The following is a 15,169-nucleotide window of genomic DNA, read 5'->3' as shown; positions in this document are numbered from 1 at the left end:
GTCTATCAAACCTTGAAAAATCGTCGGTATTTGTAGGCGAGAGTTTTCTCATTTGTAGGAGTTGCCGCAGGGGGTGGCTTACAAGTTTGTAACAACCGCAACTGCCGGGCTGATCTAGACTCGGGTTCGCTCAATCACGAGCATCGTTCGGAGTGCGCCATGGAAGTGCTTAATAATAAAACCGCCATCGAGAGCAATCGACAGGCGTGGAACGATTCCGCCCGCCATCACCAGGATTCGCCTGACTGGCAGGCCTTGCTCGGCGAGGTCGCGCAGGCGGATTTTTCTTGCCTCGATGAGACCCTGAGCGGGTTGCTGGAGGTCGACGGTAAAGACGTGATTCAACTGGGCTGCAACAACGGCCGCGAGAGTCTGTCGCTGTTTGCCCTCGGTGCGCGCAGTGTGGTCGGTGTCGATCAGTCGGTGGCGTTTCTTGAGCAGGCGCGCGAGCTGAACAAGCGTTCAGCGCACACCGCCGAATTCATCGAAGCCGATGTCCACCACCTGCCGGCGTCGTTGCAAAACCGCTTCGACGTGGCGCTGATTACTATTGGCGTACTGAACTGGATGCCCGATATCGGCGAATTCTTCCGCCACGTCGCCTCGACGCTGAAACCGGGCGGCAACCTGGTGATTTACGAAACCCATCCATTTCTGGAAATGGTCGATCCCGACGCCGAAGATCCGTATCGCCTCGCCAGTTCGTACTTCCGCGCGGAGCCGTTTGTGCAACAAGAGCCCATCGTTTATGTCGGTAAGGTCGAGCAGCAGGCGGCGAAGTCCTACTGGTTTGTGCACACCCTTGGCGCCATCTTCAGCGGCGCCATTGCGGCAGGGCTGAACATCGCGCATTTCAAGGAGTATGCGCACTCGAATCGGGAAGAGCTGTATGACCAGTATTTGAATCAGCAGGCGCAGATGCCGATGTGCTTTACCCTGGTCGCCACCAAGGCCTGAGTTCTTCATTGAGTCGACCGACCTCTTCGCGAGCAAGCTCGGCTCCTACAAGGAATCTGCTGTACGCCGAATACCCCTGTAGGAGCAGAGCTTGCTCGCGAAGACGGCCTAATGACCGCCACAAATCCTGAGATTGAATCAAGCCTGCGCGGCCGCACTCACTACCGGCCGTCCCGGTTTGCGCAGTGGCTCCAGTCGCGAGCCTTGGTAACGCGTTTCACGGAAGAATTTCCACCGGCCGAACAGGCAGTAAACGTGGGTGACGCGCCCCTGTTCGTGATAGCCCATGCGGATGTGCAGTTTCAGCGCCGGAATATTGTGGGTCTCGCAGACATCCACCACTTTGTTGCAGCCCAGGGCTGCCATGGCTTCCCACAAGGCGACCTGCACGTCCACCGACAGGCTGCTGCCGAAATACGCGCGGGTCATTTCGCCGCCGAACTCGAAGAATTCGCCAGGCTTCACCGGGAAGTTGCAGCCGTAATAGTGGCGGTCGTGATAGTCGCGAATGCTGCCCCAGATAAACGCCACCGCGTGACCGTCCGCGTCGAGGTACATGTGCCCTGTGTGCCCTTCGGCGGCGAGTTCCGCCATGGTCTCAATGCGATCACCAAAGTGCTTGCCGAACGCTTCGGCATTCTGCGGCGTGATATCGACTCTGCGCAGGCCGTCGTAAGGGCGCAGCTTGTGCGGCGGTACCGGACTGACGAGGTCGCGCTCCATCCACAACAATTCCCAGTGGAAGAACACGTAGCGTTTCCACAAGGTGCCGAAGGTGCGCCCGAGGCCTTTTTGACGGATGCGTTCTTGTAGTTTTTCGATGACGCTCATGATGCCCTCCGTGGCCGTGGCCCGGGTGTTGTGGATGGTTCTGTGGTGGGTATAGATCACCCGTGCAAGTTCATTTCAAAGTGCCATCTTCGAAAGTATTGCAAGGTATGTAAGTCAGTCGAGTGCCGCAGCACCGCGTAGAAAATCCTTGTTCAAGTCGGTGTAGGAGATCCGTCGAATGCCTGCCAGCCGCTGCTCTAGCACGCGGCTCAGGGATTCATCCGGGTTGAGATAGGCATCACCAAAATCACTGCCGAGCTGAGTCGGGTGAGCGACGATTTCCAGCACGCCGTCGGTCGGCGAAATGTCGTTGCGCAAGTCCACTGGGGTGCAGACGTAGTCCGCTGTCGCCCCCGCCAGACTTTGCAAACGCCAATTGAGCAATCCCTTGAACACGCGCTTGGGCAAATTGAGGTTTTGCCCCAGATTACGCGCCAGGCGAATCGGCACACCTTGATGCGCGGCAAAGCGCGCGACGATCTCGCCGATCGGCCAGATGTTATGCACGTGTTGATGCGAATCGATGTGGCTCGGACGCATCCCGTGATCGACGCAACGCTGCCACTGCGCCTGCAATTCCTCACGCACCGCATCACGATCCTCACGGCCGAGCCAGACGGTATGGCGCGGCAGGCTGAGGTCGAACACCCCGTGGTCATCACAGAATGTGCGGCGAGCGAGAATCGCCTGACTCAACGGTCGTCCGTAAGTCAGATTGAAGTGCAGGCCCACCCGGCCTTGCAGCGTCGCATGCCGAGCCATGGCGCACGCCGCTTCGAACGCCGGCATATTGGCCATGGCGGTGGCAGAACTGATGACCCCGGCCTGAAACGCCGCGAAGATCAGCGCGTTTTCGTTCGGGCTGAGGCCGAAATCGTCAGCGTTGACTATGACTTGGCGAGGCATGTTCGCCCTCCGTGGTGATCGCGACGGGTTTGAGTGTCGGCTTTGCCTGCTCGGCGCGGCGGCGTGACCGCCAGGCTTGCAAGCGCGGTTTGATTCGATACCACAGGCGCAAGCCCAGACCGAGGATGAGGCCGCTCGGTCGCCAGGAATAGAAACTCCAGCGCCAGTGTTCCAGTTGCCCGGTCATGCGTTCGTGCAGTTGATGGCTGGAGTTTTCCAGACTGACGCGCGACGCGTCGATCCAGCGCCAGTGCTCGTCCAGCCCCCAGCGAATCCATTCCTCCAGCAATACCCGACCGCTGCCAAGATCGGCGTATTGCGGCAGGAAGGCGAGGTTGTAATCGTAGAGTCGACCCTGCTCCAGCAAGCCGAGACGATAGCTGATGCAGCGGCCGTTAAGCTCCAGCGTCACCACGCGCACCAGGCCTTGGCCGGCGAGGGCGATGAAAGCTTTTTCGATCAGTTGGCGACTGGGTTCGCTGGCAAAAATCCCCACGCCTTCGTCACCTTTCCAACTCACCGCTTCGACTTCGCTGATGGTCTGTAACAGCGCACCCATGCTCATCGCGTCGGGAATAATTCTGCGCACCTCGGCGCCACATGCTGCAATCCGCTTGCGTGCCCGGCGCAACTTGTAGCGCGGGTCGCCGGAGACTTCCTGATGATCGGCTTCGCTGATCAGGTGCACTGGCACCCGACAACTCAGTCGCCGCTCAGCGGTGGAACTGCGCCCCATCCATTCGGTGAGGGCACTCTCCTCTCCGGCCGGCTCGGACAATTCGTTGAGTTGCAGCAGCGCGTGAGGCACGCGCTGGCGGATCAATTTCAAGGCCTCACGCATGTCCTCACTGTCCAGCATCGACAGCAGCGCCAAACGATCCGCCAACGGATAACCCAAGTGATGCAGCACCCGAAACGGCACGCCGGCAAAGCGCTCGCGACTCGCCACCAGCGGCAGACACAGACGCAATTCATCCGCCGACCAAGCGAGCAGGATGTGCAAGCCATCACCCTCGCCAAGGGCCTGCTCGGCTGCGCACAACCAACCGAGATTGTTGAACGGCGTGTGATCCGTCATCCGCAGGCGCAGGGCTTCGTACGCTGCTGCCGGGAAATCGGCGGCGCACAGCGAAGTGCGCCATTCGAATCGCGTCACCATAGGCTCAGGTCGCCGTTGCTGTTACGGGTGGACGGGAAGGTTTGCGCAGAGCATCCAGACGCGAGCCGCTGTAGCGGGTTTCGCGGTAGAAGCGCCAGCGGCCGAACAGGGTGTAGACGTTCATGATGCGGTTCTGCTCGGTGTAGCCCATGCGCAGGTGCAGTTTGAGCGCCGGAATATTGTGAAACTCGCAGACGTCGACGACCTTGTCGCAACCCTGCGCAGCCATGGCTTTCCACAGCTCCAGTTGCAGATCCACCGACAGTTCGCTGCCCCAGTAGGCGCGGGTCAGTTCGCCGCCGAACTCGAAGAACTCGCCGGGTTTCACCGGGAACATGCAGCCGTAGTAATGCCGGTCGAAGTAGTCCCGCGCGCTGCCCCAGATGAACGCCACGGCATCGCCTTGATCGTCCAGGTGCATATGCCCGGTGTGACCTTCGTTGGCCAATTCAGCCATGGTGCCGACGCGGTCGCCGAAGTAGCGGGCGAAGGCGCTGGCGTTGTCCGGCGTAATCTTCACCACTCGCAGCGGCGGGTAGGGTTTGAGATTGTGCGGCGGCACCGGACTGACCAGATCGCGCTCCATCCACAGCAGTTCCTGATGGGAAAAAACGTAGTGCTTCCAGGCTTTCGCCAAAGTGGCGCGCAGGCCTTTTTGCTTGATGTGTTCGCTGAGTTTGCTGACGATGCCCATTGTGCGTGCTCCGGAGTTCCGGCAAGGCGAATGACTGTGGCGAGGGGCTCTGTGGCGAGGGGATTCAGCGAAACGTCGCACCGCCCCGATCGGCTGCGCAGCAGTCGTCGCTTTTAGCCTGTAAATGCGGGGCCGCTTCGCAGCCCATCGGGGATGAATCCCCTCGCCACAAAAACTCCCTCGCCACAAATCTGTGTTCGCTTTACATTTTCTGAGATTCGGAATTGGCTTCATGACGCGATCCAGCTCAGTGCAAACAGGGTTTCCCCCGGCAAGTCAAAGCTGACGCGTCCATCGCGGCAGGCAAATGGTGCGTCGCGGCTGCGGTTGTCCGCGCCGAAGTAACGCAGGGCGCCGTTGTTCAGCGGGCACTTGGCGCCGCTCAGATCCACACGTTGCAGGCGTGTGCCCTTGTTGACGCCGAGCAAGCCGCGCTGATCGTCGCCGGCCATCGCCAGCACATCGACTTCAAAGGAATCGTTTTCCAGCCACAGCACCTGAGGCAGCCAATGCTGAGCGATAAATTGCTGGGCGAGGCCAACCGGCTTCAGTTCAAAACGATCATCGGCCAACACCCGCAACATGCCCTTGGGATACTGCGGCTCATCGGCGGCCTGGAACCAGTTGAGCATGCTCAGCAAGCCGTCCTGTGAAGCGTTGATCACCACCGAGGTCCACCATAGCGAAGCGTAGTGGGTTTCCTGATCGTAAGGGCTGAGGCTGGAGCCGCTGGACATATTGGTCTGATCGAGCAGCAAGGCTTTGCGCGGCACGCCTTTGCTGTCGAGGCCGACGAGCTCGGCGGCGCGGCGCACGCTGTCGCGGTAGACGCGGGTGGCCAGCAGGTCGCGAATCATCCATTCGTGCCACGCCAGTGCATCGACCTGATCGCCTGATTCGCTGAGCAAACGCCGCGCCCAATCGATCCCGCGTTTGTCCGCTGCGTTATTGGCGAACGGCCCGTTGACCAGTCGCGAACTGGCCGGCATGGCGATGCGCACGCCAGCCTTGGCATTCGCCGGATCGCTGCGCACCTGCCGGGCCATGCTGGCGAAGATCGCCTGATACTGCGCGTAGCTGGAATAGTTGAGATTCGGTTCGTCGGCGAAACCAATGTAGTGCGTGCCTTTGCCGCCCAGCGCTCGGGTGCCGGCCAGCCAGGCATCGAGGCCGCTGTTGCTCTGCACATCGGCGCGCAGATCGGCCTGACGCTGACTGCCTGCCAGTAATGTGATGTCCTGTTTGATGCCGAAACGATCTTGATAAACCTGACGGAACGCGTCTTCGAAATGCGGATTCTTCGCCGTCACATCGACAAAGCTGTAGTAGCTCGCTGCCGTCGGCTTCAGTGCATCCAGCGCCGCATGACTGGCCGGTGGCGGCATCACGTAGGGCAGGGCGATGCCCAGATCCGGCGTACGCCCAAGGACTTTATCGTGCACGGTCAAACGGGTGTGCCCGGGGTCTTCGCGCAGCGGTTTCAGTTGCTGCGGATTCTGTGCAAACAGGTTGGCCGTGCCGTCCAGCCAGAACGCCGCTTTGCCGCTGCCTTGCAAACGCAGGCGCCAGATCTGTTCGCGTTGGCTGACGGGCAGGGCGACCTGATCGAATTGCCAGTAGGCGCGATAGGGTTTCAGCGCCAAGGTCAGTTGCTGATCATCGCCGACCCGTTGCGCCTGCAAACCGCTGACGCCACCATGAAACTTGCCGGCCAGCACCGCGTGTTCCCCCGGCGCGACTTTGAAATACAACTCATCGCCGTTATGGGTGTCGGCGCTGAAATGCACCTTGGCCGGGGCGAACAACGCGACCGTGCGCTCGTCATGTTCGACGCGATAATTACGGAAGCTGTAGCCAGGAATTTCCAGTCGATAACTCGCCGCACCGGGCACCAGCGGCCAACTCTGACTGCCACGGATTTCACTGGCTTTGATGAAGCGTTCACCCTGCAATTTGCCTTGGCCGTCGAGCAGATACAGATGCTCTTCGTTGGCTTCTGCCTGCCATGCCGGCGTCCAGCGTACGGTCACCGTGTCGGGGCGATCCGTTTGCAGGTACAGACTGCCGTCACGGATCTCGCCCCAGCGCATCGACGCCGCGAAGGCGTCCAGCGACAGGCTGAGGCCGATCAGCAGCGCCAGGCCTTTCATGCGGTTTTCCGGCGTTGCAGCATCAGCCACATCGGCGTGACGTCGCGGGGCAGGATAATCAGGGTTTGCCAGAACGGCACGCCGCTCAAACGGCAGTAAAGCACCAGCATCGCTACGGTAACGGCCAGATAGGCAATCGACGAAGCCGCCGCCGCGCCGACAATGCCGTAGGCGGGAATCATTACCAGGTTCAACGCCAGATTGAGCAGGGCGCCCAGTCCCATCAGCATCGACACCGTGCCGGGCCGATTTTTACCGAGCAGATCCAGACGCAAAATACTCGCGTAGCACAGGCCCAACAGTCCCGGCAGCAATGCCAGCAGCGCCGGATACGCCGGTTGGTACGCCGCCCCGAACAAGGTGACGATTAGCCATTCACCAATCACCGCCATGGTCAGGCACGCGCCGAGCATCACCGTCGCCGTCAAACGCAAGGCCAGCGGCGTGACCTTGTCCATGCCTTCGTCCTGTTGCAGCAGGCGTTTCATCAGCGGCGTGGTCACCGCTTCCGGGACGATCAGCAGCAATTCGGCAGCAGCGCTGGCCATTGCGTAATGACCGAGCGCGGTGCTGCCGAGCAGGGCGCCGATGAACAGGTAATCCGAGCGCAGAATCACTTGCTGAAACAGCAAGTCGGGGTGGCTGCGGGCGCTGTAGCGCAGCAGTTCGTTCTGGCTGGTGCGATCCCATTGCAGTTGCAGCGGTTGCGCGCGTTTGAGCCAGACCCAACCGGCCAGCACTACCAGACTGATGCCCGCCAGCCAACTGATCAGCGCTGCTTCGAGGGCGGCGCTTTTCCACATCCAAAACAGTGCGAGGAACAGCAACAGTGGCGCCAATGACTCGACCAGTCGCAAGGCATTGAATGCGACGACGCCACCAGAGGCGTTATGCAGTGTCAGCAGGCCGCTTTTCAGCACCGTCAGCGGCACCGCCAGCAACAATAGCCAGGCCAGTAGGCCAAGTTGCATGGTGATATCGAGTTCACTGCCAAACTCGCGCACCAGCGCCACCACCAGCAAGGTCAACAGCGCCGCCAGCAAGCAGCCGAACACCAGCACTTGGCTGAGCAACAAGCCCATCGGCCGCTGCTTGGCCGCTTGATAGCCGACCGCCGAATTCAACCCGCCACTGGTGGCTGCACTGATCAAGTCGGGCAGGGTGCTGAGCAAGGCAAACAGCCCGCGCTCACTTGGCCCGAGAATCCGTGCCAGCAACACGTTGCGCAGCAAGCGCAGGGCAATCATCGCCAGCTTGGTGCCCATGCTCAGCGCCAAGTGCTTCAGGTAACCGCCTCGACTCATGGTCGCGCCCCGCGAAAAATCCGCCACGACAGCAGTTCCGGATTGCGAGCGGTGCGCTGGCTGACGCCGAAACGCGGCAGGTTCAGCGGATCGTCTTCACCGCGATAAATGCCGGTGCCGGTGCCCAACGCAAACGGATATTCATGGCTGGCAATCTGTTGGCGCACGCGCGCATCGGTGTCGCCGTTGGGGTAGCAATACACCGGCAGCGGCCGGTTGCAGCCGTTGTTCAGGGCATCGCGGCTGCGTGTGATCTCTTCGCTCAGGCGCACATCGTCAAGGCCCGTGAGGATAGCGTGACTGGCGCCGTGCGGGCCGAAGCGCACCAACCCGGAAGCTTCCAGCGCACGCACCTGATGCCAGTCCAGTGCCTGCGGTTGCGACTCTTGCGGGCACTCATCGGTCAGGCGTTCAAGCTCCTGCGGTTCAAGGGTTTTCAGCCCTTGCAGGTAATGCAGCAGCGACAGGCTACGGCGGTCGACATCGATGTCATCGAGCAACACTGGCAACGGATGACCGCTGGCATGCAGGCACTCGATCAAATGCATCCGCGCCTTTTCTCCATGGCTGCCCCACAGGGTTTCGCCCAAGGCTTCCCACCAGAAACGCTGGCGGCTGCCGATGAAATCGGTGGAGAGGAAAATACTCGCTGGCACCTGATGTTTTTGCAGCAACGGGAAGGCGTTGATCGCATTGTCGCGCCAGCCATCGTCAAAGGTCAGCGCCACCCGTGGGCGCTCGGTGCGCAGCGCGTTGGGCTGGAGAATTTCCATCAGCGGCACGCAATCGAAATGCTTGCGCAGCCACACCAGCAAATGCTCGAAGGCCTTGGGCCCGACACACAGTTCATTGCGGTGCGGCAGGTCAGCGGCGCGGTCGTTGGCCAGCACCCGGTGCAGCATCAGAATCACCCCGGCGCCGTGCAGCTGGTTTCGGCCCACGGACGAGTTGAGATAGAGCCAGCCACTGGTGCGTTTTATCAGTTGTTTTATCGCCATGGCTTCGGTCCTCTTAACGGTTCTGTTCGGGATTCCACTGGGCATACCGCTGGCCACGCAGGAACTGCCACAGGCCGAGACTCATCCCGGCGAGGGTGACCAGCAGAAACGCAGCAAGACGGAAGGGTTTTGGCAAACGGTGTTGCGAATCCAGCAGCCCGGCTATCGCGATGGTGTAGCCGAACAGTTGTGCGATCAGGGCGAGGCGATAGAAACCGTGGTCGTCCCACAGCCAGAAGTTACTCAGCAGCAGCGGCAGCAACAGGATCGGCGCCAGACGGCGGATCAGTTTGTGGCTGATCAACGCGATCGAGTACAGACCATATTTCAGCGGATTGAGTAGCTCACTGCGCTGGGCCAGGCTTTGCAGGCCACCAACGGTGACGCGTTGGCGACGGCGGAACTGTTTGTCCGCTTCATCGACACCGTGGTCGATCACTTGCGCTTCCGGCACGTAGACAATGCGTTTGTGCGCCACCGGTGCGCAGGTGCTGATAAAGAAATCATCGTTGACCTCGGCGGGCACGTTCTGAAACAGCTCACGGCGCAAGGCGAGCAGGGCGCCGTCGGCGGACACCATGCAGCCAGTGCGATTTTCCACTCGGCGCAGCCAGCCTTCGTAATGCCGATAGAGGCTGTCGCCAACGCTCAAGCCGCCACCGGTGACCGGGATTACCATGTGCCCGGCGCAACCGCCGACCTGCGGATCATTCAGCGGTGCGAGCAGGTAGCCGAGGGTTTCGCGTGACCATTGGTTGTCGGCATCGGTGAACACCAGAATGTCGCCAGTGCTAAGGGCCACGCCGGCGTTCAGCGTCGCGGCTTTGCCCTGGCGTGGCAGGTCGAGGACGGTGATGCGCGAATCAACCACTTTGTGTGCGCAAGCCACGGTGTCATCGGTCGAACCGTCGCTGGCGAGAATGATTTGCAGGGTTGCTGGCTGATAATCCTGCGCCAGCAATGTGCGTAATTTGTGCTCGATATGCCGAGCTTCGTTGTGCGCAGCGATCACGATGCTGATGTTCAGCGGCGGTGCCGGCGTGTGGCGCCAGGCCGGAAACAGCGGCGCGATGAGCGTCAGCAGCAACGGGTAGCCGACGTAGGCGTAGACCGGCAGCAACAGGCACATCCAGAAAATGAATTCAGCCACGGGCAGGCCTCCTGGCGTTCCAATGACACAGACTCAAAATAAAAGCAGCGCCGGCCAGATGCAGACGCACCCAGTGCAGGCCCCACAGTTGCAAGGTCAGGCCGATATCGTGGTGTTTGGCGCTCTGGCGCAGGCTAAGCACCAGACCCGGCAGGCTGGTGATCGCCACCATGATCGCGGCGTGATGCGGAAAGCCATTGAACAACGCAGAAATCGCCAGAAAATCCAGCAGCCACACCAGCAGCGACAGCATTGGAAAGCGCAGCAGGCGCAGGCTGAAACCGTGGGTACGCAGCAGTTGCAGATGACTGCCCTGACGCCACATTTCTTTGCCCATCCATTCGCGCCAGTTCATTTCGTAACCCCAGTGCAGGGCGACGCTGTTGTTGATCGACAGCAGCCGCGCGCCCTGTTCGTGCAGGCGCAGGGTGAATTCCTTGTCTTCGCCGGTGCGCAGGGTTTCGTTGAAGCCACCGACCTTGTCGAACCAGCGACGGCGCATCAGCAGGTTGGCGCTGGGCAGCCAGTCGACGGTATGCGAAGTCTGCGACGACACGCGCAACGTGCGGCGTTGCCAGGCGGTGGCGTACCACGGCGCTTCTGCGGGGGTGTGCAGATCCAGCGCGAAGACATCGGCCTGGCCGCTGGCCTCCAGTTCGAACAGGGGCTTGAGCCAGTCTTCGGGCATCTCGATGTCGGCATCGATGAACGCCAGCCATTCACCGCTGGCGATGGCCGTGCCGCGATTGCGCAGCGCACCGATCAACACGCCCGGCAACTCCAGCACTTGCGCACCGAACTGGCGAGCAATGTGCGGGCCGTCATCGGTCGAGCCGTTATCGACGACGATCAGCTCGCATTCGACATTGGCGGCGAACGCGGCTTTTTGCGCGGCGAGCAACGTGCGGCCAATGTGCCGGGCCTCGTTGAACATCGGGATGACGATACTGATCCGGCTCATGCCTTCGCCTCCATCGCCATTGGCGCCTGTTCGGCTTTCAGGCGCAGCACGCTGGTCAGCGCGAGCATGATCCACACGTATTTCTGGTTTGGCGCGCTGAGGAACATCAGGAACAGGGTCAGCGACAGGAAGCTCACACCGAGGTGGGTCATCATGTCGGCCTGATGCCAGTCGCGGCGCAGCATCCACGCCGACCGCGCGCGAATCAGGTTGTACAGACCGAGGGCGAGCATGCCGACAAACAACAGGCCGGCAGGCACGCCCAGCTCACTGAAAATTTCCAGGTAGGTGTTGTGCGCGCGGCGGTACAAGTCGCCGATCTTGCGGTTGGCCGAGAATGCCTTGGCGTAACCGGTGGTCGCGTAATGCAGCGGGAAGGTGCCGGGGCCGGAGCCGAGCAGCGGGTTCTCGCGGATCATCTGGCTGCCAACGACGATGTACGAAGCGCGGCGGCCGAGGGATTCGTCCTGCGCCTTGGAACCGGCGCTGAGAATACTCAGGGACTGGATGCGCGCCATATAGCCGGCCGGCATCGCATAGATCGCCAGCGGCAGCACGATGGCCGCGCCGAGCATGGCGAAACCCAGATGCCGTGGACGAATCCGCGTCAGTTGCGAGCGGTAATGCCAGCAACCGATCAACAGGCTCAGCGCCAACACGACGAGCCCGGAGCGCGATTCGGTTTTGGTCATGCCACCAAGCAGCAGCAGGCAGCAACCGCCCCAGAACAAACGGTGCAGTGTATTCGGGCTGCGAATCACCAGCAGCAGGCCCATCGGCACTGCGAAAGCAATCAGCATGGCGAACGCGTTCGGGTCTTCGAGCAGGCCCGCCGCGCGGCCCTGATCCTGGAATTTTGTCGAGAACATGGCCATCGCGCAGGTCGCGCTGACGGCGAGGGTGACGAGGCGGGCGAAGAGGTCGAGATTGAGATCGCGGCCGATCAACAGGGTGATGACAAACAGAATCAAACCGACGCTGAGTTCACGCAGGTGCCCGAGCGACATGCCCATGTCATCGGTATTCAGCAGGCTGAGAAAGTACAGCACCATGAACCAGATCAGGTAGCGCCAGATATTACTGCGCAGGCGTTCCGAAGGAATCTGATGCAGCGCCAGTTGCAGCATCAGGATCACCGCCAGCCCGGCACCGAGCAATTTACTGCCCGACAACGAACTGTCCTTGAAGAAACCCTCGAACGGCACCAGCGCAGCAATGCCGAGCAGGCCCCAGGTTGGCTTGCGGTACAACACTGCAAAACCGACCAGGCCGAGCACCGCTCCCGGCGCCAGATACGGATAAGGGCTGGCCAGCAAAGCGATGCAGACCAGACCGAGCAAACTGACGATCGAGAGCGGGAAAATCATGCGCGTGCCTCCCGTGCCGTGCGGATGTACAGCTGCGACCAGCGTTCGGCGAGGGCCTTGAGGTCGTAGCGATCCTGTTGTGTGCGTTTTGCGTTATCGCGCAGTTGCCGGGCCAGTTTCGGCTCGTTCAACAAGGTGTCGATTTGGCGGCTGAGGTCGGCGCAGTCGGTCGGTGTCGCGAGTAAACCGTTGTGCCGATGTTCCAACACATCGGGAATTCCGCCGACACCGAACGCCACCACCGGCACCCCGGCCTGCATGGCTTCGAGCAAAATCATCGGTGTGCCTTCGGTGCGCGAACTGATTACCAGCGCATCGAGTTGCTGCCACCACGGTTGCATCGCGATCTGATAACCGGGCAAACGAATCCGCGCATGCAAACCGGCGTTGTCGATGCGCGACTGCAAGGCCTCACGTTCCGGGCCGTCGCCGAGCATCACCGCATCCAGTTGCGGGTGCTGATGACACAGCTGGATCAGCGCGTCGAGAAACAGATCCGGGCCTTTCTCGCTGCTCAAACGGCCGACGTAACCGGCCAGCCAGCGCTGCCGATCGGCATCCGGCACCATCGCCGCCGCGGCTGGCAAACCGTTGGGGATCACCTGCAACTTCTCCGCCCGCACGCTGGCCTGACGGTGCAGCACGGCGATGCTTTCCGCCACACACACCACCCGATCCACCGAAGCGGTGCGGCACAGTTGCAGGCTGAGCCAGGTGTAGAACTTCTGCTTGCGACTGCGTGGCGTGAAGCCGTGTTGAGTGATCACCAGCGGCAGGCGCCACAGCGTCGCGCCAACCCAGCCGAACAACAGGCCTTTGAAGTTGTGTGTATTGATCAGCGGTTTTTCAGCGCGACGTTGGCGCAAGTGCCGGAGCAATTCCCCAAGCCCGGCACAACCGCGACAGTCCACGCCGGCCTCGCGAAAGCGCGCGATCAGTGCTGGCGGCGCGTCGAGGAACAGCACCTGATGCTGCCCCGGCGTCGCCAGACAATGATCCAGCAACATCCGCTCGGCCCCATAGAAGCCGCCGCTGCTGAGCAAATGAATGATCGGCAGCGCGGCAACAGGGGAGGGTGCGGTGCTCAATTGCGCACCCAGTGCAGGAAGCTTGGCACGGTCCAGTTCTTGTGCGGATTGCTCGGCAGCACGTTCTGGTCGTTGATCACCAACAGCACCGGAATGCCCAGTTCGTGGCTGATTTGCGCCGGGTGTTTGAAGCGGTGATCGAAGAACTCACGCACGTAGACAAAGGCAATCGCCAGCAGCAACCCGGTGAGCATGCCGAACGGAATGATCAGGCCCGGTTTCGGGAACGCCGGTTCGGTCGGTTCAAACGGTGGGCTCAACACTCGCGCGTTGGACAGGTCGTCGTTAAGCGTGCGTGTGGTACTGCTTTCGGCAAACCGCTGGGCGTACGTCGAGAACGCGGCGTGCATCGCATCAATCTCGGTGTCCATCTGCCGCAGTTTGCTCTGGGTTTGCTGCAACTCGTGGATGCGGTTCTTGAACTCGGCGATGCGCGCGGTTTTCTGATTGATCACCTGTTGCACCACGGTCAGATCGTTGGTGCGTTCCTGGATGCGGTTGCTCACCACTTTGAGGAACTGCTGACGGGTGCGGGCGATCTGTTCGCGGGTCAGCAACATCGGTTCGCTGCCCGGCTGGAACACTGCCAGGTCATTCATGTAGCGGCTGACCTGAGTGGTCAGTTGCTCGCCGAGCTGTTTGATCTCGCGGTCTTCAAACGCCACGTTGTCGACTGTGGTGGTGAAGGTGTAGGGGAAGGTGTAGTCGTTGAGCTTGTTGGCGCTCGCGGCGGCGAGGCTGGTTTTCAGGTATTCGAGCCAGCGTTGGCTTTGCAGCAGGCGGTCCTGATACAGGTTCAACGCTTGCTCTTCGGTGTTGATCGCGTTGAGGCGAAAGGTGATTTCTTCCTTCGGATCAGACGAGCCGACACTTTCGAGTAACGCCTGGCGGTTGCCTTCCAGGCCGTCGATACGTACTTGATAGAGCTGTTTTTTCGATTCGTAGAAAGACTGCGGCAAGTCGATCGATTGCAACGCCTGACGGCTGACCAGATAGTTCTGCAACAGGGCGGCGACAAACGTCGTGCCCTGATGCGGATCAGGGAAGCTGTAGACGATCGAGATCACGTTGGAGCCGGGCAGTGTCTCGATTTTCAGGCTGTCGATGGCTTGCTGGGTCAAGGCGTCGAGTGCGGTGTCACGCACCGGGTCGGTCTCGAGCCCGAGCATGTTGCGCACCGGGTTGATCACGTATTGGCGCAGCGGCGAACTGACGTAGCGTTTGAACGGTTCGGCCACCAGTTTGCTGAAGATGCCCGGCGAAGGTGTGTACTCACCCTTGTCACGCAGTTCGCTGATGGTCTGACGGATCAGCGCCGGCGAACGGAGGATGTTGCTCTCGGTTTCCATGTCGGCCAGCGACGGTGGAATGAACGTGGCGTTGTCCACCGTCAGCGACGTCGTGGCGTCGCCCTGAGAGAGTTTTTTCGACTGCACGATCACCTGCGCGGTGATATCGAAGCTCTGTTTGAGCACCAGCGGCAGCAGCAGGGCGATGACTGCAAAGATCAGGAAGACCCGTTTCACCAGTTGCTTGTTGGCGAAGAAGATCCTGAAGAACTCATGCAGGTAGTTTTCCTTTGGATTCATGTCGGTCACCTGAGA

Annotated in this window: 13 protein-coding genes; 1 reads left to right on the top strand and 12 read right to left on the bottom strand. The window is 60.8% G+C overall.

Annotation, left to right across the window (positions count from 1 at the left end; translation table 11 throughout):
• The first annotated feature begins 159 nt into the window (after positions 1 to 159).
• Complete coding sequence (locus JFT91_RS22175) at positions 160 to 957, top strand: class I SAM-dependent methyltransferase (RefSeq protein WP_201233865.1); 798 nt, start codon at positions 160 to 162, stop codon at positions 955 to 957.
• A 138-nt stretch (positions 958 to 1,095) separates the two neighbouring features.
• Here JFT91_RS22175 and JFT91_RS22170 read toward each other — a convergent pair whose 3' ends face one another.
• The 12 genes from JFT91_RS22170 to JFT91_RS22115 form a co-directional block, all read right to left on the bottom strand.
• Entirely contained in the window at positions 1,096 to 1,788 is a 693-nt protein-coding gene (locus JFT91_RS22170; protein WP_201202419.1) for a GNAT family N-acetyltransferase, read from the bottom strand.
• Positions 1,789 to 1,902: 114 nt separating this feature from the next.
• Entirely contained in the window at positions 1,903 to 2,694 is a 792-nt protein-coding gene (locus JFT91_RS22165; RefSeq protein ID WP_201233864.1) for a ChbG/HpnK family deacetylase, read from the bottom strand.
• A complete protein-coding gene (locus JFT91_RS22160; protein ID WP_201233863.1) occupies positions 2,666 to 3,853 on the bottom strand; it encodes a GNAT family N-acetyltransferase in 1,188 nt (395 codons plus the stop codon). Before JFT91_RS22160 ends, JFT91_RS22165 begins: the two co-directional genes overlap by 29 nt.
• Before the next feature lie 4 nt (positions 3,854 to 3,857).
• Positions 3,858 to 4,547, bottom strand: a complete 690-nt coding sequence (locus JFT91_RS22155; protein WP_201233862.1) for a GNAT family N-acetyltransferase — start codon at positions 4,545 to 4,547, stop codon at positions 3,858 to 3,860.
• A gap of 230 nt (positions 4,548 to 4,777) precedes the next feature.
• Positions 4,778 to 6,697: a hypothetical protein gene (locus tag JFT91_RS22150; RefSeq protein ID WP_201233861.1), complete on the bottom strand. Its 1,920-nt coding sequence runs from the start codon at positions 6,695 to 6,697 to the stop codon at positions 4,778 to 4,780.
• Complete coding sequence (locus JFT91_RS22145; protein ID WP_201227061.1) at positions 6,694 to 8,001, bottom strand: lipopolysaccharide biosynthesis protein; 1,308 nt, start codon at positions 7,999 to 8,001, stop codon at positions 6,694 to 6,696. Before JFT91_RS22145 ends, JFT91_RS22150 begins: the two co-directional genes overlap by 4 nt.
• Positions 7,998 to 8,999, bottom strand: coding sequence for a polysaccharide deacetylase family protein (locus JFT91_RS22140; RefSeq protein ID WP_201233860.1), 1,002 nt, complete (start codon positions 8,997 to 8,999; stop codon positions 7,998 to 8,000). The genes JFT91_RS22145 and JFT91_RS22140 overlap by 4 nt, the downstream gene beginning before the upstream one ends.
• A 13-nt stretch (positions 9,000 to 9,012) precedes the next feature.
• Positions 9,013 to 10,149, bottom strand: coding sequence for a glycosyltransferase (locus JFT91_RS22135; RefSeq protein ID WP_201233859.1), 1,137 nt, complete (start codon positions 10,147 to 10,149; stop codon positions 9,013 to 9,015).
• Complete coding sequence (locus JFT91_RS22130; protein WP_201227058.1) at positions 10,142 to 11,110, bottom strand: glycosyltransferase; 969 nt, start codon at positions 11,108 to 11,110, stop codon at positions 10,142 to 10,144. Before JFT91_RS22130 ends, JFT91_RS22135 begins: the two co-directional genes overlap by 8 nt.
• Positions 11,107 to 12,477: an O-antigen ligase family protein gene (locus tag JFT91_RS22125; protein WP_201233858.1), complete on the bottom strand. Its 1,371-nt coding sequence runs from the start codon at positions 12,475 to 12,477 to the stop codon at positions 11,107 to 11,109. Before JFT91_RS22125 ends, JFT91_RS22130 begins: the two co-directional genes overlap by 4 nt.
• The gene (locus JFT91_RS22120; RefSeq protein ID WP_201233857.1) at positions 12,474 to 13,565 is read right to left on the bottom strand and encodes a glycosyltransferase family 4 protein; all 1,092 of its coding nucleotides are present in this window, start codon (positions 13,563 to 13,565) and stop codon (positions 12,474 to 12,476) included. Before JFT91_RS22120 ends, JFT91_RS22125 begins: the two co-directional genes overlap by 4 nt.
• Entirely contained in the window at positions 13,562 to 15,154 is a 1,593-nt protein-coding gene (locus tag JFT91_RS22115; protein ID WP_201148718.1) for a GumC family protein, read from the bottom strand. The genes JFT91_RS22120 and JFT91_RS22115 overlap by 4 nt, the downstream gene beginning before the upstream one ends.
• Between the last annotated feature and the right edge of the window lie 15 nt (positions 15,155 to 15,169).

The organism is Pseudomonas sp. TH08 (genome assembly GCF_016651275.1).
GTDB lineage: Bacteria > Pseudomonadota > Gammaproteobacteria > Pseudomonadales > Pseudomonadaceae > Aquipseudomonas.
This window is presented reverse-complemented; position numbering and strand designations above follow the sequence as displayed.

What these genes read in the sequence shown, in the direction of transcription:
- JFT91_RS22165 (WP_201233864.1), bottom strand. Translation starts at nt 2,694, where the DNA reads ATGCCTCGCCAAGTCATAGTCAACGCTGACGATTTCGGCCTCAGCCCG.
- JFT91_RS22170 (WP_201202419.1), bottom strand. Translation starts at nt 1,788, where the DNA reads ATGAGCGTCATCGAAAAACTACAAGAACGCATCCGTCAAAAAGGCCTC.
- JFT91_RS22175 (WP_201233865.1), top strand. Translation starts at nt 160, where the DNA reads ATGGAAGTGCTTAATAATAAAACCGCCATCGAGAGCAATCGACAGGCG.
- JFT91_RS22125 (WP_201233858.1), bottom strand. Translation starts at nt 12,477, where the DNA reads ATGATTTTCCCGCTCTCGATCGTCAGTTTGCTCGGTCTGGTCTGCATC.
- JFT91_RS22160 (WP_201233863.1), bottom strand. Translation starts at nt 3,853, where the DNA reads ATGGTGACGCGATTCGAATGGCGCACTTCGCTGTGCGCCGCCGATTTC.
- JFT91_RS22155 (WP_201233862.1), bottom strand. Translation starts at nt 4,547, where the DNA reads ATGGGCATCGTCAGCAAACTCAGCGAACACATCAAGCAAAAAGGCCTG.
- JFT91_RS22150 (WP_201233861.1), bottom strand. Translation starts at nt 6,697, where the DNA reads ATGAAAGGCCTGGCGCTGCTGATCGGCCTCAGCCTGTCGCTGGACGCC.
- JFT91_RS22115 (WP_201148718.1), bottom strand. Translation starts at nt 15,154, where the DNA reads ATGAATCCAAAGGAAAACTACCTGCATGAGTTCTTCAGGATCTTCTTC.
- JFT91_RS22145 (WP_201227061.1), bottom strand. Translation starts at nt 8,001, where the DNA reads ATGAGTCGAGGCGGTTACCTGAAGCACTTGGCGCTGAGCATGGGCACC.
- JFT91_RS22130 (WP_201227058.1), bottom strand. Translation starts at nt 11,110, where the DNA reads ATGAGCCGGATCAGTATCGTCATCCCGATGTTCAACGAGGCCCGGCAC.
- JFT91_RS22140 (WP_201233860.1), bottom strand. Translation starts at nt 8,999, where the DNA reads ATGGCGATAAAACAACTGATAAAACGCACCAGTGGCTGGCTCTATCTC.